Below are 22,749 nucleotides of genomic sequence, written 5' to 3' on the forward strand. Positions count from 1 at the left end.
ACGCTAAGCAGGTGGACTGCGCTGGGACTGCGAAGACGCTGGGAGTCAGCTGGGAGTCAATCGGTGACGTAACCGTTGAGGCTGTTGCGCAGGTCGGTGAGGACCGCGCGGGCGGCGGTGAGCCCTGTGGTGTGCCAGATCTTGTCGTCGACCGCGAAGACCCGCTTGTCGGTCGAGGCGCCCAGTTCCTCGAACTGGTCGGAGCGCAGGACCTGTTTGCCGTGTTTCTCGCCGTCCGGGCCGTCGAACATCACGTAGATGACGTCGCCTTCGGCTTTGGTGGCGAGGTCGGCTTCGGTGATGTCGAAGGACGGTCCGCGCTGGGCGGTCGGACGCTGGACGCCGACATCGGACAGGACGTGGGCGGCGAAGGTTTCGGCGCCCTGGACCTGCGTGGTGTCGGCGGTGAAGCGCAGCACCGAAGCTTGGGACTGGCGCGCGTTCAGTGCGGCGCCGAGGTCGTGCGCCTCGGTGAGGTAGTTCTGCAGGGCGGTTTCGGCGGCATCGTTGCGGTTCATCCCCGCGGAATAAGCGGCGAAATCGGACTGCCAGCTGCCGCCCGCTCCGATCAGCACGGTGGGCGCGATCTTGCTCAGCGCCTCGTACCCGCCCGCGGCCGGTGCGACGTCGCCGAGGATCAGATCGGGCTTCAGCTCGGCGATGCGAGCCGGATCGGGCTGACCGATCGGTCCGATGCTGGGCACCTTCACCACGCCGTACCCCAGGTACATCGGCTGCGAACGGTCGCCGTCGAGGGTCACCGCGCCCGCGACCCGCTCCCACAGACCGACCGCGCAGGCCGCGTCGAGCGCCGAGGTGGTGAGCACGACGATGCGTTGCGGGTCGGCGGGAACCTGCGAGGTACCGGCGGTGTGAGTCACCGTTCGGGTGCCGCCGGGGCCCGCGTCGGGCGCACTCGGCAACGGGCACGCGGTCGCGGTGTCGCGATCGGCCCCGACCACGCCCGCACCGGCGATATTCGTGGTGGTGCGGATGATCGTGCTCGCGTCGTCGTGCTTGTCCGCGCATCCCGCGGTGAACACGGCGGCGCACAGCACCGCGGCAGCCACGACGACGCCGCGTGAGCGGACGCGCCCGCCCTGCTCTGCGGTGCGACGGAATCGGGTGCGGTTTCGGACGCTCGCCAGCATGCGCACGAGGGTACTGCGTAGCCGACGGCGTGAATGCCGCGGGCCGAGCTACCGGCGGCTCGCGCGCCGGAAGCCGACGGCGGCGGGCACGGCGAACACCAGGAGCGCGGCGCCGGACCAGGCGAGGGTGAGCAGCAGGGGTACGGCGATGGGACCCTTGTCGGACAGTCCGCGCATCGCGTCGACGGCCACCGACATCGGCTGGTAGCGCACCACCGGCTGAATCCAGGTCGGGAAGGCGACGAGCGGCACGAATCCGGTGCTGAAGAACATCATCAGCGAGGCCAGGATCGTGATGCCCTCGACCAGTGAGGCCTTCGCGCTGTAGACGGCGACGGCGGTGACCATGGTGGCGAAGGCGAGGCCGAACACCACAGGGATCGCCAGGAATACCAGGCCGGCCAGTGGACCGTGGTGGAAGCGGAACCCGAGCAGGTAACCGACGATCAGCACCGTCACGGTGCCGAGCAGGATCCGGCAGCCCTCGGCGAGGATGCGCGAGATCAGGCCCGACGCCCGATGCACGGGCAGCACCCAGAATCTGGCCAGCAGACCCGCGTCGCGTTCACGCCCGAGCAGCACGCCGCTCGCGACGGCGCCGGACAGCGCGCCGACTAGGGCGACCATCGGCACCGAGCCGTAGAGGGCATCGTCGCCGGTGAACTTCTCGATCTGACCGCCCACCACGATGTTGAGCATCACCAGCAGCAGACACGGGATGAGCAGGGTCTCGAGCAGCGTGACCGGGTTGCGTGCCCAGCGCACCAGCAGCCGCTCGGTCTGGATCAGTGTGTGCCGCAGCAGCGACACCGCCGAGGTCTCCGAGTGTTCTGCCATCAGGCCCTCCTGGAACTCAGCCGGATGGCCACCGGCGCGCAGATCGCCAGCATCGCGGCCAGCCAGAGCAGCGACGGGGTCACCAGCGACCAGGTCACCGTCCCGGCGTTGCCCTTGGTGTCACCGGCCAGCGCGCGCAACACGATCGCGAACTGGGAGACCGGTTGATTGCGCACGAACCACTGGATCCACTCCGGGAACTGGCTCGCCGGTGCGAGACCGGTCGAGAGCATGCCGAAGATCAACGGGGGCAGCAGCAGCGCCTGCGAGGTGGCTTCGGGGCTCTTGGACAGCGTGCCGATCACATCCGCGCCGAGGGTGAACGCGAGTCCGATGAGTACCGAGAATGCCAGATAGCCGAGGGTGTGCGCGGCGTCGAGCCGGAATCGGAAGCCGATCACATAGCCCGCGGCGATCCCCGCGGCCAGCGCGATCAGCAGCCGGAACAGGTTGGCCGACATCCGCGCCGCGACCGGAACCAGCGGGCGCAGCGGCATCGCGCCGAAGCGGCGGTTGAGGCCCGCCACGGAATCGGTGGCCGAGCGGAACGCCGCCGAGATGGCGGTGAACGCGGCGGCCTGCAGGATCACCAGCGGCATCATGTATTGGGCGTAACTGCTGAAACCGTTGCCGGAGAACGTCATCACCGTTTTCAGCGGGATGTAGAAGCTGGCCGTGAAGGCCGCGGGCGCGAGCACCGAGGCGAGGAACTCGCCGGTCTTGATCGAGGGCACGATCAGCCGGGTGCTCAGGACCCACCACTGCTGCACCGTCTCCGGTGTCGCGCGCACGGAGGTGTTCCAGGTGATGGCGGTCATGGGGTGGCCGCCGATTCGTCCTCGGTCGAGGCGAGGTGACCGGTGAGCTGCAGGAACACATCGTCGAGCGAGGGCCTGCGCAGGGCGATGTCGACGAGTTCGACCGAGGCGTTGTCGAGTCGCCGCAGGGCCTCGGCGAGTGTCTTGGCACCGTCGGGCGCGGGGATGGTGATGCGATCCGATTCGGGAGTGAGCGCGGCCAGGTTCTCCGCGGGAAGCAATGAGCCGAGCGCGGCGACGATGGTGGGTAGCCCTTCCAGATCCAGCGGCACGATCTCGCAGTAGCTTCCGCCGGTGCGGTGTTTCAGCTCGTCGGCGGTGCCGGAGGCGATCACCACGCCGTGGTCGATCACGATGATCTGGTCGCTGAGCGCGTCGGCCTCCTCCAGATACTGAGTGGTGAGCAGGGTGGTGATCCCCGCGGTCTTGAAGCTGCGCACCAGATCCCAGACGCCCTGTCTGCTGCGGGGATCGAGGCCGGTGGTCGGTTCGTCGAGGAAGACGACATCGGGTCGCACCACGAGACCGCACGCGATGTCGATGCGGCGCCGCATGCCGCCCGAATAGGTGCCGACGCGCCGATTCGCCGCCTTCTCCAGATCGAATTCGCCGAGTAGTTCCCTGGCCCTGACCTGCGCCGCCGGTTTGCGCAGCCCCATCAGCCTGCCGAACATGACGAGGTTCTCGTAGCCGCTGAGCATGTCGTCGAGCGCGGCGTACTGCCCGGTGAGCATGATGCGTTTGCGCACCGCGGCGGGGTCGGCGACGACGTCGTGGCCTGCGACCACCGCTCGCCCGCTGTCGGGCGTGACGAGGGTGGACAGGATGTTCACCATCGTCGTCTTGCCCGCGCCGTTGGGGCCGAGGATGCCGAGCACCTCACCGGGGGCGGCCTCGAAATCGACGCCGCGCAGCGCGTGCACGTCGCCGAAGGACTTCTCGATCCCTTCGACCACGACGCCGCCGGTGCGCGGGTTGCTCTGCACGAGAGTGTGTTCGACGCTCATATCCGGTCTCCTGCTTCCAAGTGGTCATCGAGCAGTGGCGAGATGATCGACAGTGCGTAGGGATTGGTCATGTCGTCGTGGGTCACGTCGACGTCGTGGTCGGTGATGTCGCCGGTGACGTAGGGCCGCCAGCCGTCGGGGCCCATCCATTCGGCGGGATCGACCGTGGCGCGGAAATAGACGACGTCGCCGTGGTAGACCGGGCGCTGATATCCGGTCCGGGTGCCGGCGGAGGCGTTGTAGGAGCCCGCCATGCGCTCGATCGTGGCCGCGTCGATGAGCTCGACCCCGCCGAGCCGGGCGGTGATGAGCTCGGCCGCTTGTTCGGCGGTCGATTCGGCGGGCACGTCGTCGATGCCGAAGATGGCGCCGAAGGTGTTGATGAAGGCACCCGGCGACAGGCGCTCGATGGTGTCGCCGTCGATGTCGGCGGTATCGGTGTCCAGCAGTGCCACGACGCCGACCTGCTCGCCCGCCGCCTGCAGTTGCACCGCCATGGCCTGGGCGATGAGTCCGCCGAAGGACCAGCCGAGCAGGTGATAGGGGCCGCTCGGCTGCACCGCGCGGATCTCGCGCACGTAGCGCTGGGCGAATTCCTCGATGGAACGGGCGGAGGGTTCGCGGCCGCTGAGGTCGGGTGCTTGGAGCCCGTAGATCGGGCGGCCCGGCCGGAGCTGTTCGGCGAACCCCAGGTAGCTCCACGACATTCCGGAGGAGGAGTGGACGCAGAACAGCGCGGGTCGATCGCCGTCGGGGCGGATCGGTAGCAGCACGTCGAGACCGAGTCCGGTCGGTCCGGGCTCCGCGACCGCTGCCGCGCGGGCGGTCATGGCGGCGGCTTCGTCGGCCGAAGCGAGCTGGGCCGCGGGGGTTTCGGCGAATCGCGCCGCCGCGTCGAGTGCCTCGACCCAGAGCTGCGCGAGTTCGGCGACGTCCGCACGATCCAGCAGCTGTGCCGCGTAACCGAAGTCGGCCTGTAGCCGGTTGCCGACGACCATGGCGTTGATATCGATCGGCGACATGATCGGCACCTCCGGATGCTCGGCCGCCTCGAGCTCACCGAGCGCGTCGGTGGGTAGCCAGCCGAGACCTTCCAGGCCGGGCGGTGTGTCGACCGAGGTGTGCCTGCCCAGGTAGTTCACACAGATCTGGCCGGGGAGCCGGGTCGGAAGATGCTCGGCTGCTTCGGGATTCAGGTAGCGCAGCAGGCTGAATCCGATGCCCTTGTCGGGCACCGCGAGCAGATCGTGCTTGACCCGGCGGATGGCCGCGCCCATGGCGGGGCCGCCCGCCAGCGCGTCGTCGATGTCGATGTCGGTGAGATCGAGGCGCACCGGGTACAGGTTGGTGAACCAGCCGATGGTCCGCGACAGATCGGCGCCGGGCACGACTTCTTCCTGTCTGCCATGGCCTTCCAGACGCAGCAGCGCCGAGGGTTCGTCCACGCCTCTGCGCGCACGCCAGCGCACCAGCGCCACGGCCAGGGTGGCGAACAGCGCGTCGGTGACACTGCCCTGGAACAGGCGGGGCAGGGTGGTGAGCAGCGCTGTGGTGGTGTTGTCGTCGACCTCGATGTCGAGGCGGCGGACGGTCTGGCCCTGATCGGTGCCAGGATCGAGGTGACGGGCGCCGAGCAGCGGGTCGGGGCCGTGCACCACCGCTTGCCAGTACGGGAGTTCGGCGCGGCGCCGCTCGGAACGGGCCTGCTCGGTCATGGCGTGCGACCAGCGCCGCATCGAGGTGCCGATATCCGGGAGGGTCGGGGTGGCGCCCGCCGATACCTGGGCCCAGGCGGCGATCAAGTCCTGCACCAGGATTCGCCACGACACGCTGTCGATCGCGAGATGGTGCGCGACGATGATCAGGCGTCCGGGCCCGGTGTGCGCGCCGGCGTCGCCGACCGGATCCAGCCACACGAACTGCAGGACGACCCCGTCCGCCGGATTCAGTCGGTTCATCGCGGAGTCGAGCTCGGTCTGGGCGTATTCGCGCAGCTCGATCGGGTCGATGGCGGCGTCGAAGGCCGTGCGGTGCACCAGTGCGTCGACCTCGATCGAACCGGGGTCGGCCACGCGCAGCCGCCAGCCGTCCTCGGCTGCCCACAGGCGGGCTCGCAGCATGTCGTGCCGGTCGATCACGGCCGAGACAGTGGCGACGAGTTGCGCGCGTTCGATGCCGACTGGCAGTTCCAGCACCGCGGTTTGGGCGAACCGGTCGAAGTCGCCGCCGCGTTCGACCATGTAGCGCACGATCGGTGTCAGCGGCAGGTCACCGGTGCCACCACCGGGCAGTTCGGCCAGCGCTTCCACCGTCTCGGCGGCATCGACGGCCGCACCGAGCGCCGCCACCGTGCGGTGTTCGAAGACCTGCAACGGCGTGCAGTGCACGCCGCGCAGCTTCGCCTGGGTCACGAGCTGGATGGCCAGGATACTGTCGCCGCCGAGGGCGAAGAAGGAGTCGTCGATGCCGACCCGTGCGCGACCGAGCAGTTCGGCGTAGACCTCGGCGAGTACCAGCTCGGTCGGCGTCTCCGGTGCGCGGTACGGGGTGTCGTCGGTGACGAACACCGGCTCCGGCAGTGCTTTTCGGTCGAGTTTGCCGACCGCGTTGATGGGGATCTCGTCCAGCACCACGAAAGCGGCGGGCACCATGTACGCGGGGAGCGTGTCGGCGGCGAGGGCGCGGATATGTGCGATGTCGAGTTCGGCGCCGGGCATGCGCACCAGGTAGGCGGCCAGGGCGGTGGCACCGGTGGGACCCGGAACACCCAGCGTCACAGCGAGATCGACACCGTCGACGGCGCCGAGCACCGCATCGATCTCGCCGAGCTCGATGCGCTGGCCGCGCACCTTGACCTGGAAGTCGGTGCGGCCGAGGTATTCCAGCGCCAATCCTGGAGACGTACCAGCGGGGTTCTCGGACAGGGCAGGGCTGTCGGACCGAGTGGCGCCGACACTGTGTACCGGGGTGTTCGTGCGAGTCCACCGGACCAGATCACCGGTGCGATAGAGGCATTCGCCGGGCAGGCCGAAGGGGTTGGCGATGAATCGGGCTGCCGTCAAGCTCGGCCGCGCGTGGTAGCACCGCGCGAGCGCGGTGCCCGCGAGGTACAGCTCACCCGCGACGCCGACGGGTACCGGGCGCAGGCGGTCGTCGAGGACGAGTGCGGACGCACCGCGAACGGGAGCGCCGATGGTCACCGGCTCCGCAGCGGACAACGGCGCGGAACCTGTTGCCCAGATGGTGTATTCGGTCGGGCCGTACAGGTTGACCATCGTCCGCCCGCCGGCGCCGCCGCACCAGCGCGCGACGAGATCGGGGCCGACCGCCTCACCCGCGACCGCGAGCACCCGCAGGCTCGACACGTCGGCGGGATCGATGGTGGCCAGCGCCGACGGCGTGATCACCATGTGGGTGACCTGCTCGGCGGCGATCAGTTCCGCGAGGGGGGCGCCGCCGAAGACATCCGGCGGGGCGATCACCGAGGCGCCGCCGCAGCCGAAGGCCATGAGTGCCTCGAAGATCGACGCGTCGAAGCTCGGCGAGGCCACCTGCATCACCCGGGCGTGTTCGTCGAGGGCGAGGTCGGTGCGCTGGGAGGCGACCAGGTCGGCCAAGCCTCGATGGGTGACGGTGACGCCCTTCGGAGTACCGGTGGAGCCGGAGGTGTAGATCATCCAGGCCGGGTTCTCGACCCTGATCGGAACCGGCAGTTCCGCGGGCGTGAGGTCCGCGTCGTCGGTGGCGGCCACGCGGGTGGCGAAGCCGGGGTCGTCGAGGATCAGCCAGTGGGTGGTGTCGGACAGCTGCGGCCGGTATGCGGCGAGGGTGATCCCGACTCGCGCGCCGGAATCGGAGAGCATGTGGTCGATGCGGTCCGCCGGATGTTTGGGGTCGACCGGCAGGAACGCCGCGCCCACCTTCGCCGCGGCCCAGATGCCGACGTGGAGCTCGACACACCGTGGGAGACCGAGGGCTACCACAGATTCCGTGTGCGCTCCCGCCTCGATGAGCAACCTGGCCAACTGATTCGACCGGGCGTGCAGCGCACCGTAGGTGATCGTGTCGGATACCTGTGTGGGTGGTGCCGCGGCGTCGGCGGAGGTGGGCTCGGTCGGGGAGATGGTGCCGGTGGCCCGGGTCGCGGTGGCCGTCGCAGTGCCGGTAACCAGGGCTGGTCGGTCGGGGAAGGTCGCGGCGGTGGCGGTGAGCAGGTCGGCCAAGGTCGTCGTGCCCGCGGTAGCGGGGCCGTGGACCGGGACGAGTTCCGCGCGTTCGGATTCGGCGAGGAGGTCGATATCGGCGAGGCGGATGTCGATGTCGGTGAGGACGGTGGCGAGCACCTGCCGCCATCGGGTCGCGAACGAGGTGACGGTGGCGGCGTCGAACAGATCTGTCGCGTAGGTGAGGACGCCGTCGATGCCCGCCGGGCCGGTCTCGTCGAACCGTTCACGCAGGTCCAGGGTGAGGTCGAAGGCCGAGGAGCGGCGGTCGAAGTCCTCGACCTCGAAACGCAGCCCGGGCAGTTCGAGCACCGGTTCGATGAAGTTCTGCAGCGACAGCGACACCTGGAACAGCGGGTGATGGGCGGTCGACCGGGTGGGGTCGAGGGCCGCGACGAGCTGCTCGAACGGTACGTCGGCGTGGCCGAAGGCGTCGAGGTCGGTGTCGCGGACGGTGGCGAGCAGCTGCTGGAAGCCGGTGCCGGGGTCGACCGGTGTGCGCAGGGCGAGGGTGTTGACGAACATGCCGACGAGATCGTCCAGCGCGGCCGCACCGCGACCTGCGATCGGCGTGCCGATGACGACATCGCCGGTCCCGGCGAGCCGGGCCAGCAGCACCGCGAGGGCGGCGTGGACGACCATGAAGACGCTGACATTGTTCGCGGCGGCGAAGTCGATCAGCGCACGGTGGGTCTGTTCGTCGACGGTGAAGTCGATATCGTCGCTGCTCATGGTCTGCACCGCCGGACGGGGGCGATCGGTGGGCAGTTCCAGCGCATCCGGTGCGCCCGCGAGTGTTTCGCGCCAATACCGGATCTGCTGGGCGGCCACGGACTCCGAATCCGTCGCGCTGCCGAGAAGCTCGCGATGCCACAGCGCGAAGTCCGCGTACTGCACCGTGAGCGGCGGCTGCGTGGGTGCTGTACCCGACACCCGCGCCGAGTAGGCGGCGACCAGGTCCGCCGCCAGGGGGGCCATCGATGCGCCGTCGGCGCTGATGTGGTGTACGACGAGGACGATGACATGCACTGATACAGGGTCTTCGGATCGATAGGCATTGCGGGGTCCGGTCTGGGCTGGGTGACTGTTGAGGCGGAACAGGCCGACACGCAGTGGTGCCTGACGGGTGAGGTCGAAGCCGGTGCCTGCCAGTTCGTTGATCTGCTCACGCAGTGGCGCGCCGTCTTCGGTGTCGACCAGCGGTAGCGACGGAACCGCGGTGTCGATACCGACGACGACCTGACGCGGGCCCTCGGCGTCGGCGGGATAGCGGGTGCGCAGGCTCTCCTGTCGTTCGACCACGTCGGCGAGAGCGCGGCGCATGGCTTCCACATCGAGGGTTCCGGTGAGGCGCAGGGCGATCGCGATGTTGTAGGCCGACGAGTCGGGGTCGAGTTGATTGAGCACCCACATACGCTGCTGGGCGGGGGACAGGGGGATGCGGTCCGGGCGCAGGCGGGGAGCCAGCGCGGGGAGGCCAGGACTGCCCTCGGCGGCGGGGACGACCCGCGCCGACAGTTGGGCGACGCTCGGCGCGTCGAAGAGATCACGCAGCGCGATGGTGGAGCCGAGCGCCGAATTGACCCGGGCGACAACCTTCGTCGCGCTCAGCGAGTTGCCGCCGAGTTCGAAGAAGGACTGGTCGACGCTCACCCGTTCGCTGCCGAGGACATCGGCGAACACCGCGGCGACGGCCTCTTCGATCGGGGTGCGCGGTGCGAGATAGGACTGCTGGGTGGCCGAGAAGTCCGGTATCGGCAGGGCTTTGCGGTCCAGTTTGCCGACCGGAGTGAGCGGGATATCGTCCAGGACGACGATATAGGCGGGCACCATGTATCCCGGCAGTTCCGCCGCGACCTGAGCGCGCAACCGTTCGGTGTCGAGTGCGACATCGGGCACGGCGAGCACGTAGGACACGAGCACGGTGGCGCCCGCCGGTCCTTCGCGTCCGATCGTCACCGCGTAGTCGACCTCGGCGTCGCGCGAGAGCACCGCGTCGATCTCGCCGAGTTCGATCCGCAGGCCGCGAATCTTCACCTGGAAGTCGCTGCGGCCCAGATATTCCAGGGTGAGCGCGGCGTTCTCGCCCGTGACCCAGCGCACCATGTCGCCGGTCCGGTACATCCGTTCCCCGGCGACGCCGAACGGGTTGGCGACGAACCGGCTCGCGGTCATCTCGAACCGGTTGAAGTAGCCGCGCGCCAGCGCGGGCCCGGCCAGATACAGCTCACCGGCGATGCCGACCGGCACCGGACGCAACCAGCTGTCCAGCACCACCAGTGCCGCACCGCGAATCGGTCCGCCGATCGTGACCGGTTCGCCGGGGAGCAGTTCGGCGGGACCGGTTGCCCAGATGCTGAACTCGGTGGGGCCGTACAGATTCACCATCCGCCTGCCCGCGGCCCACTTCTCGATGAGCTCGGGGGTGGCCGCCTCACCGGCCACCGACAGCACCCGCAGCTCGGTGAGATCGGTGGGCTCCATCGTCGCCAGCGCCGACGGGGTGATCACCGCGTGGGTGACCCGCTCGGTGCGCAGCAGCGTCTCGAGCTCACCGCCGCCGTAGACCTCCGGCGGTGAGACCACCAGGCGTCCACCCGCCGCGTGCGCGGTCAGCATCTCGAAGACCGAGGCGTCGAAGCTGGGGGAGGCGACCTGGAGTGCGCTGGCGGTCGGGTCGAGCGCCAGGGTTTCGCGCTGGGCGGCAACGAGATTCGCGATGCCGCGATGGCTGAGGAGAACCGCCTTGGGCTTGCCGGTGGAACCGGAGGTGTAGATCAGGTAGGCCGTGTGGTCGATATCGAGCGGGCCGCCGCGTTCGGCGTCGGTGATCGGCGCGTCGGAGACCAGCATGGCGCGGCGCATGGTGTTCAGGTCGTCGAGCAGCAGCCAGTCGATGGACCCGGGCAGGTCTTCGCCGGTAGCCGTCACGGTGACGCCGATCGGGGCCTTCGAATCGGTGAGCATGTGCTCGATCCGCTCCACCGGATAGCTCGGATCCAGCGGGACGAAGGCCGCCCCCGTCTTGGCCAGTGCCCACACGGCGACCACCGATTCCAGCGACCGGGTGAGCGCGAGCACGACGAAGATCTCGGGCCCGATCCCGCGGCGGAGCAGGACCCGGGCGAACCGGTTGGACCAGGCGTCGAGGTCGCCGTAACTCATTCGCAGCTCGCCCGAGCTGACCGCGATCGCGTCGGGATCGATGCGCGCGCCTGCGGTGAGGATGTCGGGCAGCGTGCGCATCGGCAAGGGCGGTGGCCCGTGCACCGGTGCCAGCGTGGCCAGTTCGGCGTCGCTGCAATTTCGCAGTTGCGAAACCAGGGTGTGCGGATTCTCGGCGAGTTGGGTGAGCACCCGGACGAACCGGTCCAGGAGTATCTGTGCCGCAGTGGGTTCCAGCTGATCGGCCATGAACTTCACCGTGATGCGCAGGGCGTCGCCCGCACCGGCCTCGCCGCGCAGCGGAATCACCATGAGGTTCAACGGGTACGGCGTCGCGTCGGTGCCCTCGACATCGAGCACCCGCATGCCCGCGATGTCCAGGGCCTGCGACAGCGCCTCCCGATCGATGGGGTAGGACTCGAAAACGGTGAGCGTGTCGAACAATTCGGCCAGCCCGACCACGCGGTGGATGGCGGCGAGGCCGACGTGCTGGTGGTCCATGAGCCGCGCCTGCTCTGCCTGCACGCGAGCAAGCAGGTCGCAGACCTTTTCCGACGGATCCAGCGTCACCCGCACCGGAACGGTGTTGATGAACAGCCCGACCATCTCCTCGACACCGGGCAGCTCCGGCGGCCGACCGGACACCGTGGCGCCGAACACCACATCGGTGCGACCGGTGAGCATGGCCAGCAGCAGCGACCAACCGGCCTGGACCAGCGTGTTCACGGTCGCACCCGCTTCTCTGGCCGCGGATTCGAGTACCGCGACCGTGGCTGAGGACAGATCGTGCGAGAGCATCGCGGTCTCGGTCGACTCGATGCCGACGAGGGTGGGGACGGCGCGGGTCGGCGTGTCGATCCCGGCCATGGCCTGTTTCCACGCCGACAGCGACGCCTCCGCATCCTGGTCTCCGAGCCAGGACAGGAAGTCGCGGTAGGACGGGGCGGGCGGCAACATCGACGTGTCGCCCGCGGTGACGTACAGGGTGAGCAGCTCGCGCACCAGCAGCGGCGTCGACCAACCGTCCAGCACCAGATGGTGATTGGTCATGACGAGCCGCAACGTTTCCGCGCCGGTCCTGACCAGGGTGAAGCGGAGCAACGGGGGCCGGGTCAGGTCGAAGCGGGTCAGCGCGTCGAGTTCGATCACTCGGTCGAGCTCGCGAGCTCGCTGGTCTTCGTCGGCGATCTCGGTGAGATCTACTTCTTCCCAGCGGATCTCGGCGGCGGACAGGACGAGCTGACGCGGGCCGTCGTCGGTCTCGACGAAGGCCACACGCAGGTTCTCGTGCCGATCGACGAGCGCCTGTGCGGCACCGCGCAGCCGGGTGGCGTCGACCGTGCCCGCGAGGGTGAGCAGTGATTGGACCGTGTAACCGTCGGCGGTGTCGGAGTCGTAGAGCGCGTGGAAGAGCAGGCCGTATTGCAGCGGCGAGAGCGGCCAGACGTCGGTGAGCGCCGGGTAGGTGTGCTCCCAGCGCTCGATCTGCGGCTGATCGACCGTGACGAGCGCGAAATCCGAGGGGGTGCGGCCACCCGCATCGCCGGTCGCGGCATGGGTGACGAGCGCGCGCAGGGCCTGCGACCACAGCTCGGCCAACGCGCGCACGTCGGCCTCGTCGAGCAGTCTGCTCGCGTAGGCCCAGGTGACTTCCAGCCCGGCATCGGTCAGCACCGCGTTGATATCGACGACGGCGGCCAGTGGGGCTCGGTCGTCGTTGGTCGCGGCGAAACGTCGCGGAACCCAGGGATCGTCGCCGGTCACCGCCCTGCCGAGATAGTTGAAGCTCAGCTGGGGTGTCGGCGCGCCGGCCAGTGCCGCTGCGGACTCGTCGTTCAGATAGCGGAGCAAGCCGAAGCCCACGCCGCGATCGGGCACCGACCGCAACTGCTCCTTGGCGGCCTTGATCGCCGAACCTGCCGCACGGCCGCCGGCGAACGCGTCGCCGAGATCGATCCCGGTCAGGTCGAGTGCGACCGGGTACACGCTGGTGAACCAGCCGACCGTGCGCGCGACATCGGCGCCGGGCAGCAGGGATTCGTCGCGGCCGTGGCCCTCCAGCGTCAGCAGTGCGCCGGTGCGGTCGCGCCATCGGCACACGGCCATGGCGAGCGCGGCCAGCAGCACATCGTCGGCGCCGCAATGGAACTGCTCGGGCACGCCGTGCAAGACGGTCTGTGCGACGTCCGAAGGCACCGTCGACTGCCACTGCGCCATCGTGGCGACCACGTCGAGGGCGGGGTCGAAGGCGCAGGCGGTCTCCGCTACCGGGTCGGACAGCTCGGAGGCGGCAGCCGGCGCGGCGGTCTGGGCCGTGTCGCCGGACCGATCGGAAAGAGTCGAGGTGGTCGTCGCGCGGTCGGCGCTGCGACGGTCGGTGCGGGCGAACGGCGGGTCGGGTGTGGCCAGGATTCGCTGCCAGATCGGCAGTTCGTCGAGACGTGTCGCGGCGTTCTCGGGCTGGCTGTGCGCCCAGCGGCGGAAGGAGGTGCCGACCGGGTCGAGCGTGCCGCCGAAGGACGCGGTCGCCAAGTCAGGCAACAGGATTCGCCAGGAGACACCGTCGGTGACCAGGTGATGCAGGACCAGCCAGCACAGTGGGGCGGCGTCGGCGCGTTCGACCAACACGAACCGGGCAACGACACCCGCGGGGGGATCGAGCGGGTCCGCGGCGTTCTGCAAGGCGCGCTCGACCGCGTCCTCGGTGTCGGCCCGGGTCACCTCGATCAGATCCTCGGCGTCGACCGCACCGCGGTCGGCCACCACCCATTCCCAGCCGTCGGCCGTCGGTCGCAGCGACGAGCGGAGGAGATCGTGCTGGTCGAGCAGCACCTGGAGCGCCGCCGCGAGCCGCGGACGGTCGAAACCGTCGGGCAGCCCGATCAGGACGGCCTGCCCGTAGCGACCCCAGGTGTCCGGGTGCTCGACCATCGCGTGCACGATCGGAGTGAGCTCCACCGCGCCGACCCCGCCGCCGGGCAGCTCGTCCACCACCGGTACCTGGGTGTCGTCGGCGACAGCGGCCAGCGCGGCGACCGTCTTGCGTTCGAAGACATCGCGGGCGCTGAACGAGATACCGGCGGCCTTCGCTCGCGAGACCAGCTGGATCGACACGATGCTGTCGCCACCGAGCGCGAAGAAACTGTCGTCGACACCGACGGTGCCGAGTCCGAGCACCTCGGCGAAGAGGGCTGCCAACGCTTCCTCGCGCGGCGTGGACGGAGCCCGGCTCGCGACGGTGCGCGCACCGAAGTCCGGTGCGGGCAATGCCTTTCGGTCCACCTTGCCGAGCGGGGTCAGCGGCACCCGGTCGAGCACCATCACCACGGCGGGCACCATATAGGCCGGAAGCGTTTCGCCGACAGCGGCTTTCACCGCTTCTGGATGGACCTCGGCACCCGGCTCGGCCGTGACATAGGCGACGAGCGCGGTGGCGCCGGTCGGCGACTCGGCACCGAGTGTGATCGCGAAGTCGATCTCGGGTAGCCGCTGCAACGCGGCGTCGATCTCGCCGAGTTCGATCCGGTAGCCGCGCACTTTCACCTGGAAGTCGCTGCGCCCCTGGTATTCCAGGGTGACGCGGCCCTCGGCGTCGGTCCAGCGCACCAGATCGCCGGTGCGATACATCCGGTCGCCGGGTGCGTGCGGATTCGCCACGAACCGGCTCGCGGTCAAGCCGCTGCGCCGGTGGTAGCCGCGCGCGACACCGGGGCCCGCGAGGTACAGCTCACCCACGGTGCCCGCCGGTACCGGGCGCAGCCACGGGTCGAGGACCAGGCCGCAGACGCCACCGACCAGGCTGCCGATCGTCACCGGGGCGCCGGGCACCAGCGGTTCGCTCAGGGTGGTGGTGATGGTCGTTTCGGTGGGCCCGTACCCGTTGATCAGCGAGCGTCCGGCCCATTTCGCCACCAGTTCCGGCGGGCACGCGTCACCGCCGACCACGATCGTGCGCAGGTCGGGCAGCGTCACCGGGTCGAGTGAACCGACAACCGCCGGGGTGACATTGAGGTGGGTGACGCGGTGGGTGCGCAGCACGTGCGCCATGTCCTCACCCGCGTAGGCCGACGGCGGGACCACCGCGAGGGTGGCACCGGCGGCCAGCGTCACCACGATCTCCTCGACCGAGATGTCGAAGCTCGGCGAGACCGCGTGGGCGACCACGGAGTCCGGCTCGACCCCGAACCCGGCCCCCGAACTCGCCGCGAGGTTCGCCAGGCCGCGATGCGAGACCAGCACGCCCTTGGGCAGACCGGTCGACCCGGAGGTATAGATGACGTAGGCGACCTGATCCGCCGCGATCGCGGCCGTGCGGTCGGCATCGGTGATCGGCGCGGGGTCATGGGTGGCGAGTTCGGCGGTGATCAACGGGTCGTCCAGCGAGAGCCAATCGACCTTGTCGGGCAGCGACTTTCGCGCCTCGTCGACCGTCAAGCCGGTGACCACCCCGCTGTCGTCGATCATGTGCTCGATGCGATCGTCGGGGTAGGTCGGATCGATGGGAACGAACGGCGCACCGGTCTTGGCCACCGCGACGGTGGCGAGCACGGACTCCGCGGACCGCGGAATCGACAGCGCTACCGCGTGTTCAGGCCCCGCGCCGGCGGCGATCAGCAGGCGGGCCAGGCGATTGGTGTAGTCGTCGACCTCGCGATAGCTCAGTGTGTTGTCGGTACCCCAGCGCAGCGCCACCGCGTCCGGGTCGAGCGCGGCGCCCGCCGCGAGGATCTCGGGCAGGGTGCGCGTCGCGACGCCGGCCGGGCCCCGCGCGGGCACCGAGGCCGCCTGCTCGGCATCCGAGAGAACGGGCACCGTCGACAGCGGGGCGTCCGGCCCGGCGACGAGGAACCGATGCAGGAACAGCAGGAATCGCTCGTGATGGCCCGCCAGGTCGGCGTCGCTGTACAGGTTCGCGTTGCCTTGCAGGTCGATGTGGGTGCTCTCGCCGCCGACGCCCGGGTACAGGTTGACGAACAGGTCGTCGATCAGGCCGGAGGTGAGCACGTGGAGCCGCCCGACGACCGGGCCCAGCGCGATCTTGGTGTCCACCATCATGAGATTCACGGCGGGGCCGAACGAGGCCGCCTCGTCCATCGCCCAGCCGAGATCGCGGACGATGTCCTCCTGGCGGTAGCGCTGGCGTCGCAACGCACCGGTCAGCTCGCTCTGCACGGCGAGAATCGCCGCCCCGACGGTGGTGGTGGGATCGAGGCGCACGCGCAGCGGCACGACATTGGCGAGCATGCCGCCCGAACGACGCAGGGTCGCCGAGGTCCGCGCGGAGACCGGCAGGCTCAGCACCACTTCCGGCGCGCCGGTCATCGCGGCGAGATAGGCGCCGAAGGCCGCGACCACGGTCGGCGCGACACCCGAGTTCACCGATGCCGCAACCGAATCCAGCAGGGTGCCGGTCTCCGCGGGCAGCGCGCCCGATACCCGGTTGGGGTGGGCGTCGACCTCGGCGTCGCGGCCGGCGAGCGTTACCGGATCGGCCAGCGCGGCCAGGTGCTCGCGCCAGTAGTCGCGGTCGGTGGTGAAACGGCCGGAGGTGCGGTAGGCCAGATCGGCATCGACGATCTTCTGCAACGGCTCGGCCTTGGTGGCCGGCGGCTCACGGCCGTCGAAGGCGGCGTTGTAGAGCTCGCCGACGCGCTGAACCAGCGCCAGCGCGCCCATCCCGTCCAGCACGATGTGGTGCATGCGCGCGTACCAGAACCAGCGATCCTCGGCGACACGCAGCAGGGCGATGCGGACTAATCGGTCGTGCATCACATCCAGTGGTGCGGTGTACTCGGCGCGCATCCACGCGTGCGCGGCCGCTTCCGGGTCGGGGCGGTCACGCAGATCCAGTTCGGCCACGTCGTCGTCGAGGGTCAGATCGACGACCTGATGGGGGTGACCGTCGATATCGACCAGCCGCAGATAGCCGGTACCGAACTCACGACCGGTCCGCTGGACCGCGTCGATCAGCAGCGCGAGGTCGACCGCGCCGGACAGCTCCACGTACTGGGCGATGGAGATGGGGGTATCGCCCGCGATGTGCTGGGCGAACCAGATGCCGCGCTGGGCGGCCGACAAGGGAAAAGGGCCTTCGGGTGCGACGGCATCCGACGCATGCGAAGAGGACTGGATCATGAGCGAACCTGCGTTCTCATGTCTGGAGCTGGGCGTTCACCTCTGGTTCCCGACCGTCGGGTAGCTACCTGGTAGGTAGTACCCGCCGTTGCGTACTGCGCTCTATGTTCATTCTGAACCTGTATCGAGCGCATCGGAATGGGTTCAGCAGACTGCGCGCAGTTCCGTGGCCGCCAGCGGCGCGTCGGAGGTGACCAGATAGCGCTGCAGGGTCGAGCGGTCGTCGAGCACCAGCCAGTCGGCGCCGCCGCCGAGCTCGCCCCGGCGGGCCTTGGTGGTGATCCCGAATCCGGCGCCGGGGGCGGTGGACGCGCCCTCGGCCTGCGACACCGGGATCGCACCGATCTTGCGCACCGCGGCCTCGGCGACCACCGACTCGATCCGGGGGTCGACAGCGAGGGCGATCCGGTCCCCGGCGTCGGCGCCACGGGTGAGCAGCAGCCGGGCCAGGCGGTTCGCCCAACGGTCCAGATCGGCATCGGCGAGCTGACCGGCGACCGGCGCGCCGGAGCGGCTGCGCATCGGGATGACGTTGTCGGCGGGTGCGGTGACCAGGGTGCTCATCGTGTTCCCCTTCGAAGGCTTGACGGGTGTCTGTGGGTACACCTCTAATCTCGTCTTCGGGAGGGGGATCCGACAGCAACCCCAGCGTTGATGCGCAGACTCCCAGGGGGATCGATTACCACCCCTGGGTGGGCGAACCCCGGCGGCGGCGGCCTCGTGCACGCACCGCCGACCGCCGTGGCCTCGCCTCAGCGGGCGTTTCCGCCGATGCTGAAATGCGCGCCGGTGGGGTCGATCAGCCCGGCGAGGCGGCCGTAGGGGGTGTTCATCGGTTCGAAGGCGATGGTGCCGCCGAGGGCCACCGCGTGTTCGGCGGACTTGTCGACGTCGTCGGCGCCGAAATAGACCGTCCACGAGCCGGGCACGCCCTCGGCGAGGTGACCGTTGGCGTCGAGGACGCCGCCGCCCATGGGAGGAACGGTGTGGATGGTGGTGTAGCGGAAGTCCGCGGTGTCGGCGATCGTCAGGGTGTCGCGCCAGCCGAAGACGTCGCGGTAGAAGGCCAGCGACTCGTCGTAGGCGCGGGTCATCAGCTCGAACCAGGACGGGACGCCGACGTGGTCGGTCCAGGTCCCGTCCGCGACGATGCCGACCGCGTCGAAGCCGGCGAAGGTGTCGGCCTGCCAGACGCCGACACCGATTCCGCCGACATCGGCCAGTACCGCCATCGCACCGAGATCGGCGATCGCCATCGGCTCGACGATCACATTGCCGCCCGCCGCGCTCGCCGCGGCTGTCGTGGCCAGGGCATCGGGGGAGTTCAGATAGACGGTCCAGCGGTCCGGATACGGGTCGCCGGGATCGTCGTGGCGGCCCATCGCACCCGCCACCGCCCGCCCGTCCTTGCGCAAGGTGGTGTAGCCGCCGAATTCCTCGCCGCCGCGTTCGGCGGTCCAGCCGAACAGCTCGCCGTAGAAGGCGATCGCGCGGTCGAGATCGGTCGTGTAGAGGTCGACCCAGGTGGGATCGCCGGGTTTCGGGCTGAACGACATGACTTCTCCTCGGCTGAAGGGGTAGCGCGTCAGCGACGCTGGCATGTTCGCGCGTCGGCATCGATCATGGCGCGCCGACCGCCGAAAAGTCATCGCCGACAACCGTTGCACCCACGCGACCTGCGGAGGAAGATCGGGATCGCGAACTACGGCGCGCCGAATACGACACAGAGTAGGACCCGCGCGGAATGCTGCGGCAGCACGGTTTACGATTCACTCCAACGCATGTCTGCTGCTGTCCGTCATGGAGGCGCGGCCGGCTCTGCGAGTGACGTACAGGCATCTTCAGGAGGATCAGTGACTGCGGTAGAGCCCAGGCCAGTCCCTCAGTTGGAAGCGACTCGACCGTATCCGGCCCGGACCGGTCCGAAGGGCTCGTTCCTCTACAAGGCGGTCACCACCACCGACCCCAAGGTGCTCGGCACCATGTACTTGGTGACGGCGATCAGCTTCTTCCTGGTCGGTGGACTCATGGCGCTGCTGATGCGCGCCGAGTTGGCCCGTCCGGGTCTGCAGTTCCTTTCGCCCGAACAGTTCAACCAGCTGTTCACCATGCACGGCACGATCATGCTGCTGTTCTACGCGACGGCGATCGTGTTCGGCTTCGCCAACATCATCCTGCCGCTGCAGATCGGCGCCCCCGACGTCGCCTTCCCGCGACTGAACGCGTTCAGCTACTGGCTGTACCTGTTCGGTGGCTCGATGGCGACCGCGGGTTTCGTGACCCCCGGCGGCGCGGCGGACTTCGGCTGGACGGCGTACGTGCCGCTCACCGACATCCTGCACTCGCCCGGTGTCGGCACCGACCTGTGGATCCTGGGTCTGGCCGTGTCGGGTCTGGGCACCATCCTCGGTGGCGTCAACATGCTCACCACCGTGGTCTGCCTGCGCGCACCCGGTATGACCATGTTCCGCATGCCGATCTTCACCTGGAACATCGCGGTGACCTCGGTCCTGGTGCTGCTGGCCTTCCCGCTGCTCACCGCGGCGCTGTTCGGTCTGGCCTACGACCGCCACCTGGGCGGCCACATCTACGACCCGGCCACCGGCGGCATCCTGCTCTACCAGCACCTGTTCTGGTTCTTCGGTCACCCCGAGGTCTACATCATCGCGCTGCCGTTCTTCGGCATCGTGTCGGAGATCTTCCCGGTGTTCAGCCGTAAGCCGATCTTCGGTTACACCACGCTGGTCTACGCGACGCTGGGTATCGCGGCGCTGTCGATCGCGGTGTGGGCGCACCACATGTACGCCACCGGCGCCGTGCTGCTGCCGTACTTCTCCTTCATGACCTTCCTCATCGCGGTCCCGACCGGTGTGAAGTTCTTCAACTGGATCGGCACCATGTGGCGCGGTCAGCTGACGTTCGAGACACCGATGCTGTGGTCGATCGGCTTCCTGGTGACCTTCCTCTTCGGTGGTCTGTCGGGCGTCATCCTGGCCTCGCCGCCGCTGGACTTCCACGTCACCGACTCGTACTTCGTCGTCGCGCACTTCCACTACGTGCTCTTCGGCACCATCGTGTTCGCGACCTTCGCGGGTATCTACTTCTGGTTCCCGAAGATCACCGGCCGCATGATGGACGAGCGTCTGGGCAAGTGGCACTTCTGGACCACCTTCGTCGGCTTCCACACCACCTTCCTCGTTCAGCACTGGCTGGGCGCCGAGGGCATGCCGCGTCGCTACGCCGACTACCTGCCGTCCGACGGTTTCACCACGCTGAACACGATCTCCACGATCGGTGCGTTCATCCTGGGCTCGTCGATGCTGCCGTTCATCTGGAACGTCTTCAAGAGCTACCGCTACGGCGAGGTCGTCACGGTCGACGACCCGTGGGGCTACGGCAACTCCCTCGAGTGGGCCACCACCTGCCCGCCGCCGCGCCACAACTTCTACGAGCTGCCGCGGATCCGGTCCGAGCGCCCGGCGTTCGAGCTGCACTACCCGCACATGGTCGAGCGCATGAAGGCCGAGGCACACGTCGGCTGGGGCTCGGGTAAGCACAGCACGCACGTGTCCGAAGGCGCGCTCGCGAAGAAGTAGGACACCACCGAACGACAGGGTGTGCACCTGCTGGGTGACCAGCGGGTGCACACTCTTTTTGTGGGTAATCGAACGGAGCAGATCGACTTGGCCGACACCACAGTTCTCGTGACCGTCACCGGCCCCGACCGACCAGGCGTCACCTCGGTGCTGCTGGCGACGTTGTCCCGGCATCAGGTGAGCTTGCTGGACGTGGAGCAGGTGGTCATCAGGGGTCGACTCACCCTCGGGGTGCTGGTGTCGTGCCCCAACGACCCCGAGGCGTTGCAGGACGAGCTCGAAGAGGCGATGAACACCGTCGGCATGCAGGTCGACGTGTCGGTCGACGCGCAGATCGGCAAGCCGCCGATGTCCACGCACGCGGTCGTGGTGCTCGGCGCCCCGGTCACCGCGAAGGCGTTCAGCGCCATCTCGCGTGAACTCGCCACCGGTGGCGCCAATATCGACTCCATCCGTGGCATCGCCGACTACCCGGTGACCGGGATGGAACTGATGGTCACCGCGACCGACACCAGCGACGAAGGCGACGCGCGGCTGCGCACCGCGCTGGCCGAGGTGGCCGTCGCCGAACAGGTCGACATCGCGGTGGAACGGGCCGGGCTGGCCCGCCGGGCCAAGCGCCTGATCGTGTTCGACGTCGACTCCACCCTGATCACGGGCGAAGTGATCGAGATGCTGGCCGCGCACGCCGGCGTCGAGGATCAGGTCCGCGAGGTCACCGAGGCCGCGATGCGCGGCGAGCTCGACTTCGCCGAATCGCTGCGTCAGCGCGTGGCCACCCTCGAGGGCCTCGACGAGTCGGTGATCGAGGAGGTCGCCGACCGGATCGAGCTCACCCCGGGCGCGCGCACCACGATTCGCACCCTGCGCAGGCTCGGCTTCCGCTGCGGTGTGGTCTCCGGTGGGTTCCGGCAGGTGATCGAGCCGCTCGCACACGAGCTGGAGCTCGATTTCGTGCAGGCCAACACCCTGGAGATCATCGACGGCAAGCTCACCGGGCGGGTCGTCGGCGAGATCGTCGACCGGGCGTTCAAGGCGACCGCGCTGCGCAAGTTCGCGGCCGAGGCGGGGGTGCCGATGGAGCAGACCGTCGCGGTCGGTGACGGCGCCAACGACATCGACATGCTCAACGCGGCCGGGCTCGGCGTGGCGTTCAACGCCAAGCCCGCGCTGCGCGAGGTGGCCGACACGGCGCTGTCGCATCCCTACCTGGACGCGGTGCTGTTCATCCTCGGCGTCACCCGCGACGAGGTGGAAGCGGCCGACGCGCGTGACGGTGGCGTACGACGGGTTCCGCTGCTCGGCCGGTAGCGTCACGCGGAATCGCGACCTCACCGACGTAGAGTGACCGCACAGGCACGTCGTCACCGCTCGTCACCGGGAGGTTGTTGTGCGCAGGTCATTTCTCGTCCTGGTCGCCCTGGCGGGGCTCGGCGGATCGACCGCCGGATGCGGTGGCGACAAGACCGAACCGTATGACGTCACCCTCCAGCCGACCGCCGTTGCGCAGTCCGCGGCCGATCCGCTGACGATCGAGCTGTTCGCCAACGGCAGCACGGTGGTGGCCACGGTGGGCCAGCGCCTGCTGGTACGTCTGCCGCGGGATCCCGCGTCGACCGGCGAGTGGGGGATGGTCAACGCCGAGAAGGGCATCCTGATCGCCGACGGTGGGCCGACCAGCGAGGGCAACGCCACGGTGTGGCCGTTCCGGGCGATCGAGCGGGGGGCGACCTCGCTGCAGTTCACGTACGGGCCGGCCAGCGAACCTTCGATCGGCCCCGAGCCGACCTTCATGGTGGATGTCCGGGTGAGCTGAG

10 protein-coding genes are annotated in these 22,749 nt (G+C 69.1%); 3 read left to right on the forward strand and 7 right to left on the reverse strand.

All coding sequences use genetic code 11. The annotated features are described in order from the left end of the window. Nucleotides 1-56: 56 nt before the first annotated feature. The 7 genes from ACFQ9R_RS16640 to ACFQ9R_RS16670 form a co-directional block, all read right to left on the reverse strand. Entirely contained in the window at nucleotides 57-1,151 is a 1,095-nt protein-coding gene (locus ACFQ9R_RS16640; RefSeq protein ID WP_378991520.1) for an ABC transporter substrate-binding protein, read from the reverse strand. A 48-nt stretch (nucleotides 1,152-1,199) separates the two neighbouring features. Then, on the reverse strand, nucleotides 1,200-1,988 hold the full coding sequence (locus ACFQ9R_RS16645; protein ID WP_378991521.1) for an ABC transporter permease: 789 nt from the start codon (nucleotides 1,986-1,988) through the stop codon (nucleotides 1,200-1,202). Then, on the reverse strand, nucleotides 1,988-2,806 hold the full coding sequence (locus ACFQ9R_RS16650) for an ABC transporter permease (RefSeq protein ID WP_378991522.1): 819 nt from the start codon (nucleotides 2,804-2,806) through the stop codon (nucleotides 1,988-1,990). The genes ACFQ9R_RS16645 and ACFQ9R_RS16650 overlap by 1 nt, the downstream gene beginning before the upstream one ends. Continuing rightward, nucleotides 2,803-3,813 (reverse strand): ATP-binding cassette domain-containing protein, encoded by a 1,011-nt coding sequence (locus tag ACFQ9R_RS16655; RefSeq protein ID WP_378633221.1) that lies wholly within the window; start codon nucleotides 3,811-3,813, stop codon nucleotides 2,803-2,805. Before ACFQ9R_RS16655 ends, ACFQ9R_RS16650 begins: the two co-directional genes overlap by 4 nt. Beyond that, complete coding sequence (locus ACFQ9R_RS16660) at nucleotides 3,810-17,336, reverse strand: amino acid adenylation domain-containing protein (RefSeq protein WP_378991523.1); 13,527 nt, start codon at nucleotides 17,334-17,336, stop codon at nucleotides 3,810-3,812. The genes ACFQ9R_RS16655 and ACFQ9R_RS16660 overlap by 4 nt, the downstream gene beginning before the upstream one ends. Nucleotides 17,337-17,480: 144 nt before the next feature. Next, nucleotides 17,481-17,900 (reverse strand): AMP-binding protein, encoded by a 420-nt coding sequence (locus tag ACFQ9R_RS16665; protein WP_378991525.1) that lies wholly within the window; start codon nucleotides 17,898-17,900, stop codon nucleotides 17,481-17,483. A 188-nt stretch (nucleotides 17,901-18,088) separates the two neighbouring features. Beyond that, on the reverse strand, nucleotides 18,089-18,892 hold the full coding sequence (locus ACFQ9R_RS16670) for a VOC family protein (RefSeq protein WP_378991527.1): 804 nt from the start codon (nucleotides 18,890-18,892) through the stop codon (nucleotides 18,089-18,091). A gap of 297 nt (nucleotides 18,893-19,189) precedes the next feature. Here ACFQ9R_RS16670 and ctaD point away from each other — a divergent pair, with 297 nt between their 5' ends. From ctaD to ACFQ9R_RS16685, 3 genes are all read left to right on the forward strand, one after another. Then, on the forward strand, nucleotides 19,190-20,932 hold the full coding sequence (ctaD, locus tag ACFQ9R_RS16675) for a cytochrome c oxidase subunit I (protein ID WP_378991529.1): 1,743 nt from the start codon (nucleotides 19,190-19,192) through the stop codon (nucleotides 20,930-20,932). 81 nt (nucleotides 20,933-21,013) lie between these two features. Continuing rightward, entirely contained in the window at nucleotides 21,014-22,243 is a 1,230-nt protein-coding gene (gene serB, locus ACFQ9R_RS16680) for a phosphoserine phosphatase SerB (RefSeq protein ID WP_378991635.1), read from the forward strand. Between the two features lie 79 nt (nucleotides 22,244-22,322). Beyond that, nucleotides 22,323-22,748 (forward strand): hypothetical protein, encoded by a 426-nt coding sequence (locus ACFQ9R_RS16685; protein WP_378991531.1) that lies wholly within the window; start codon nucleotides 22,323-22,325, stop codon nucleotides 22,746-22,748. Nucleotide 22,749 lies beyond the last annotated feature (1 nt).

It is taken from the genome of Nocardia sp. NPDC056541 (genome assembly GCF_042794235.1).
GTDB lineage: Bacteria > Actinomycetota > Actinomycetes > Mycobacteriales > Mycobacteriaceae > Nocardia.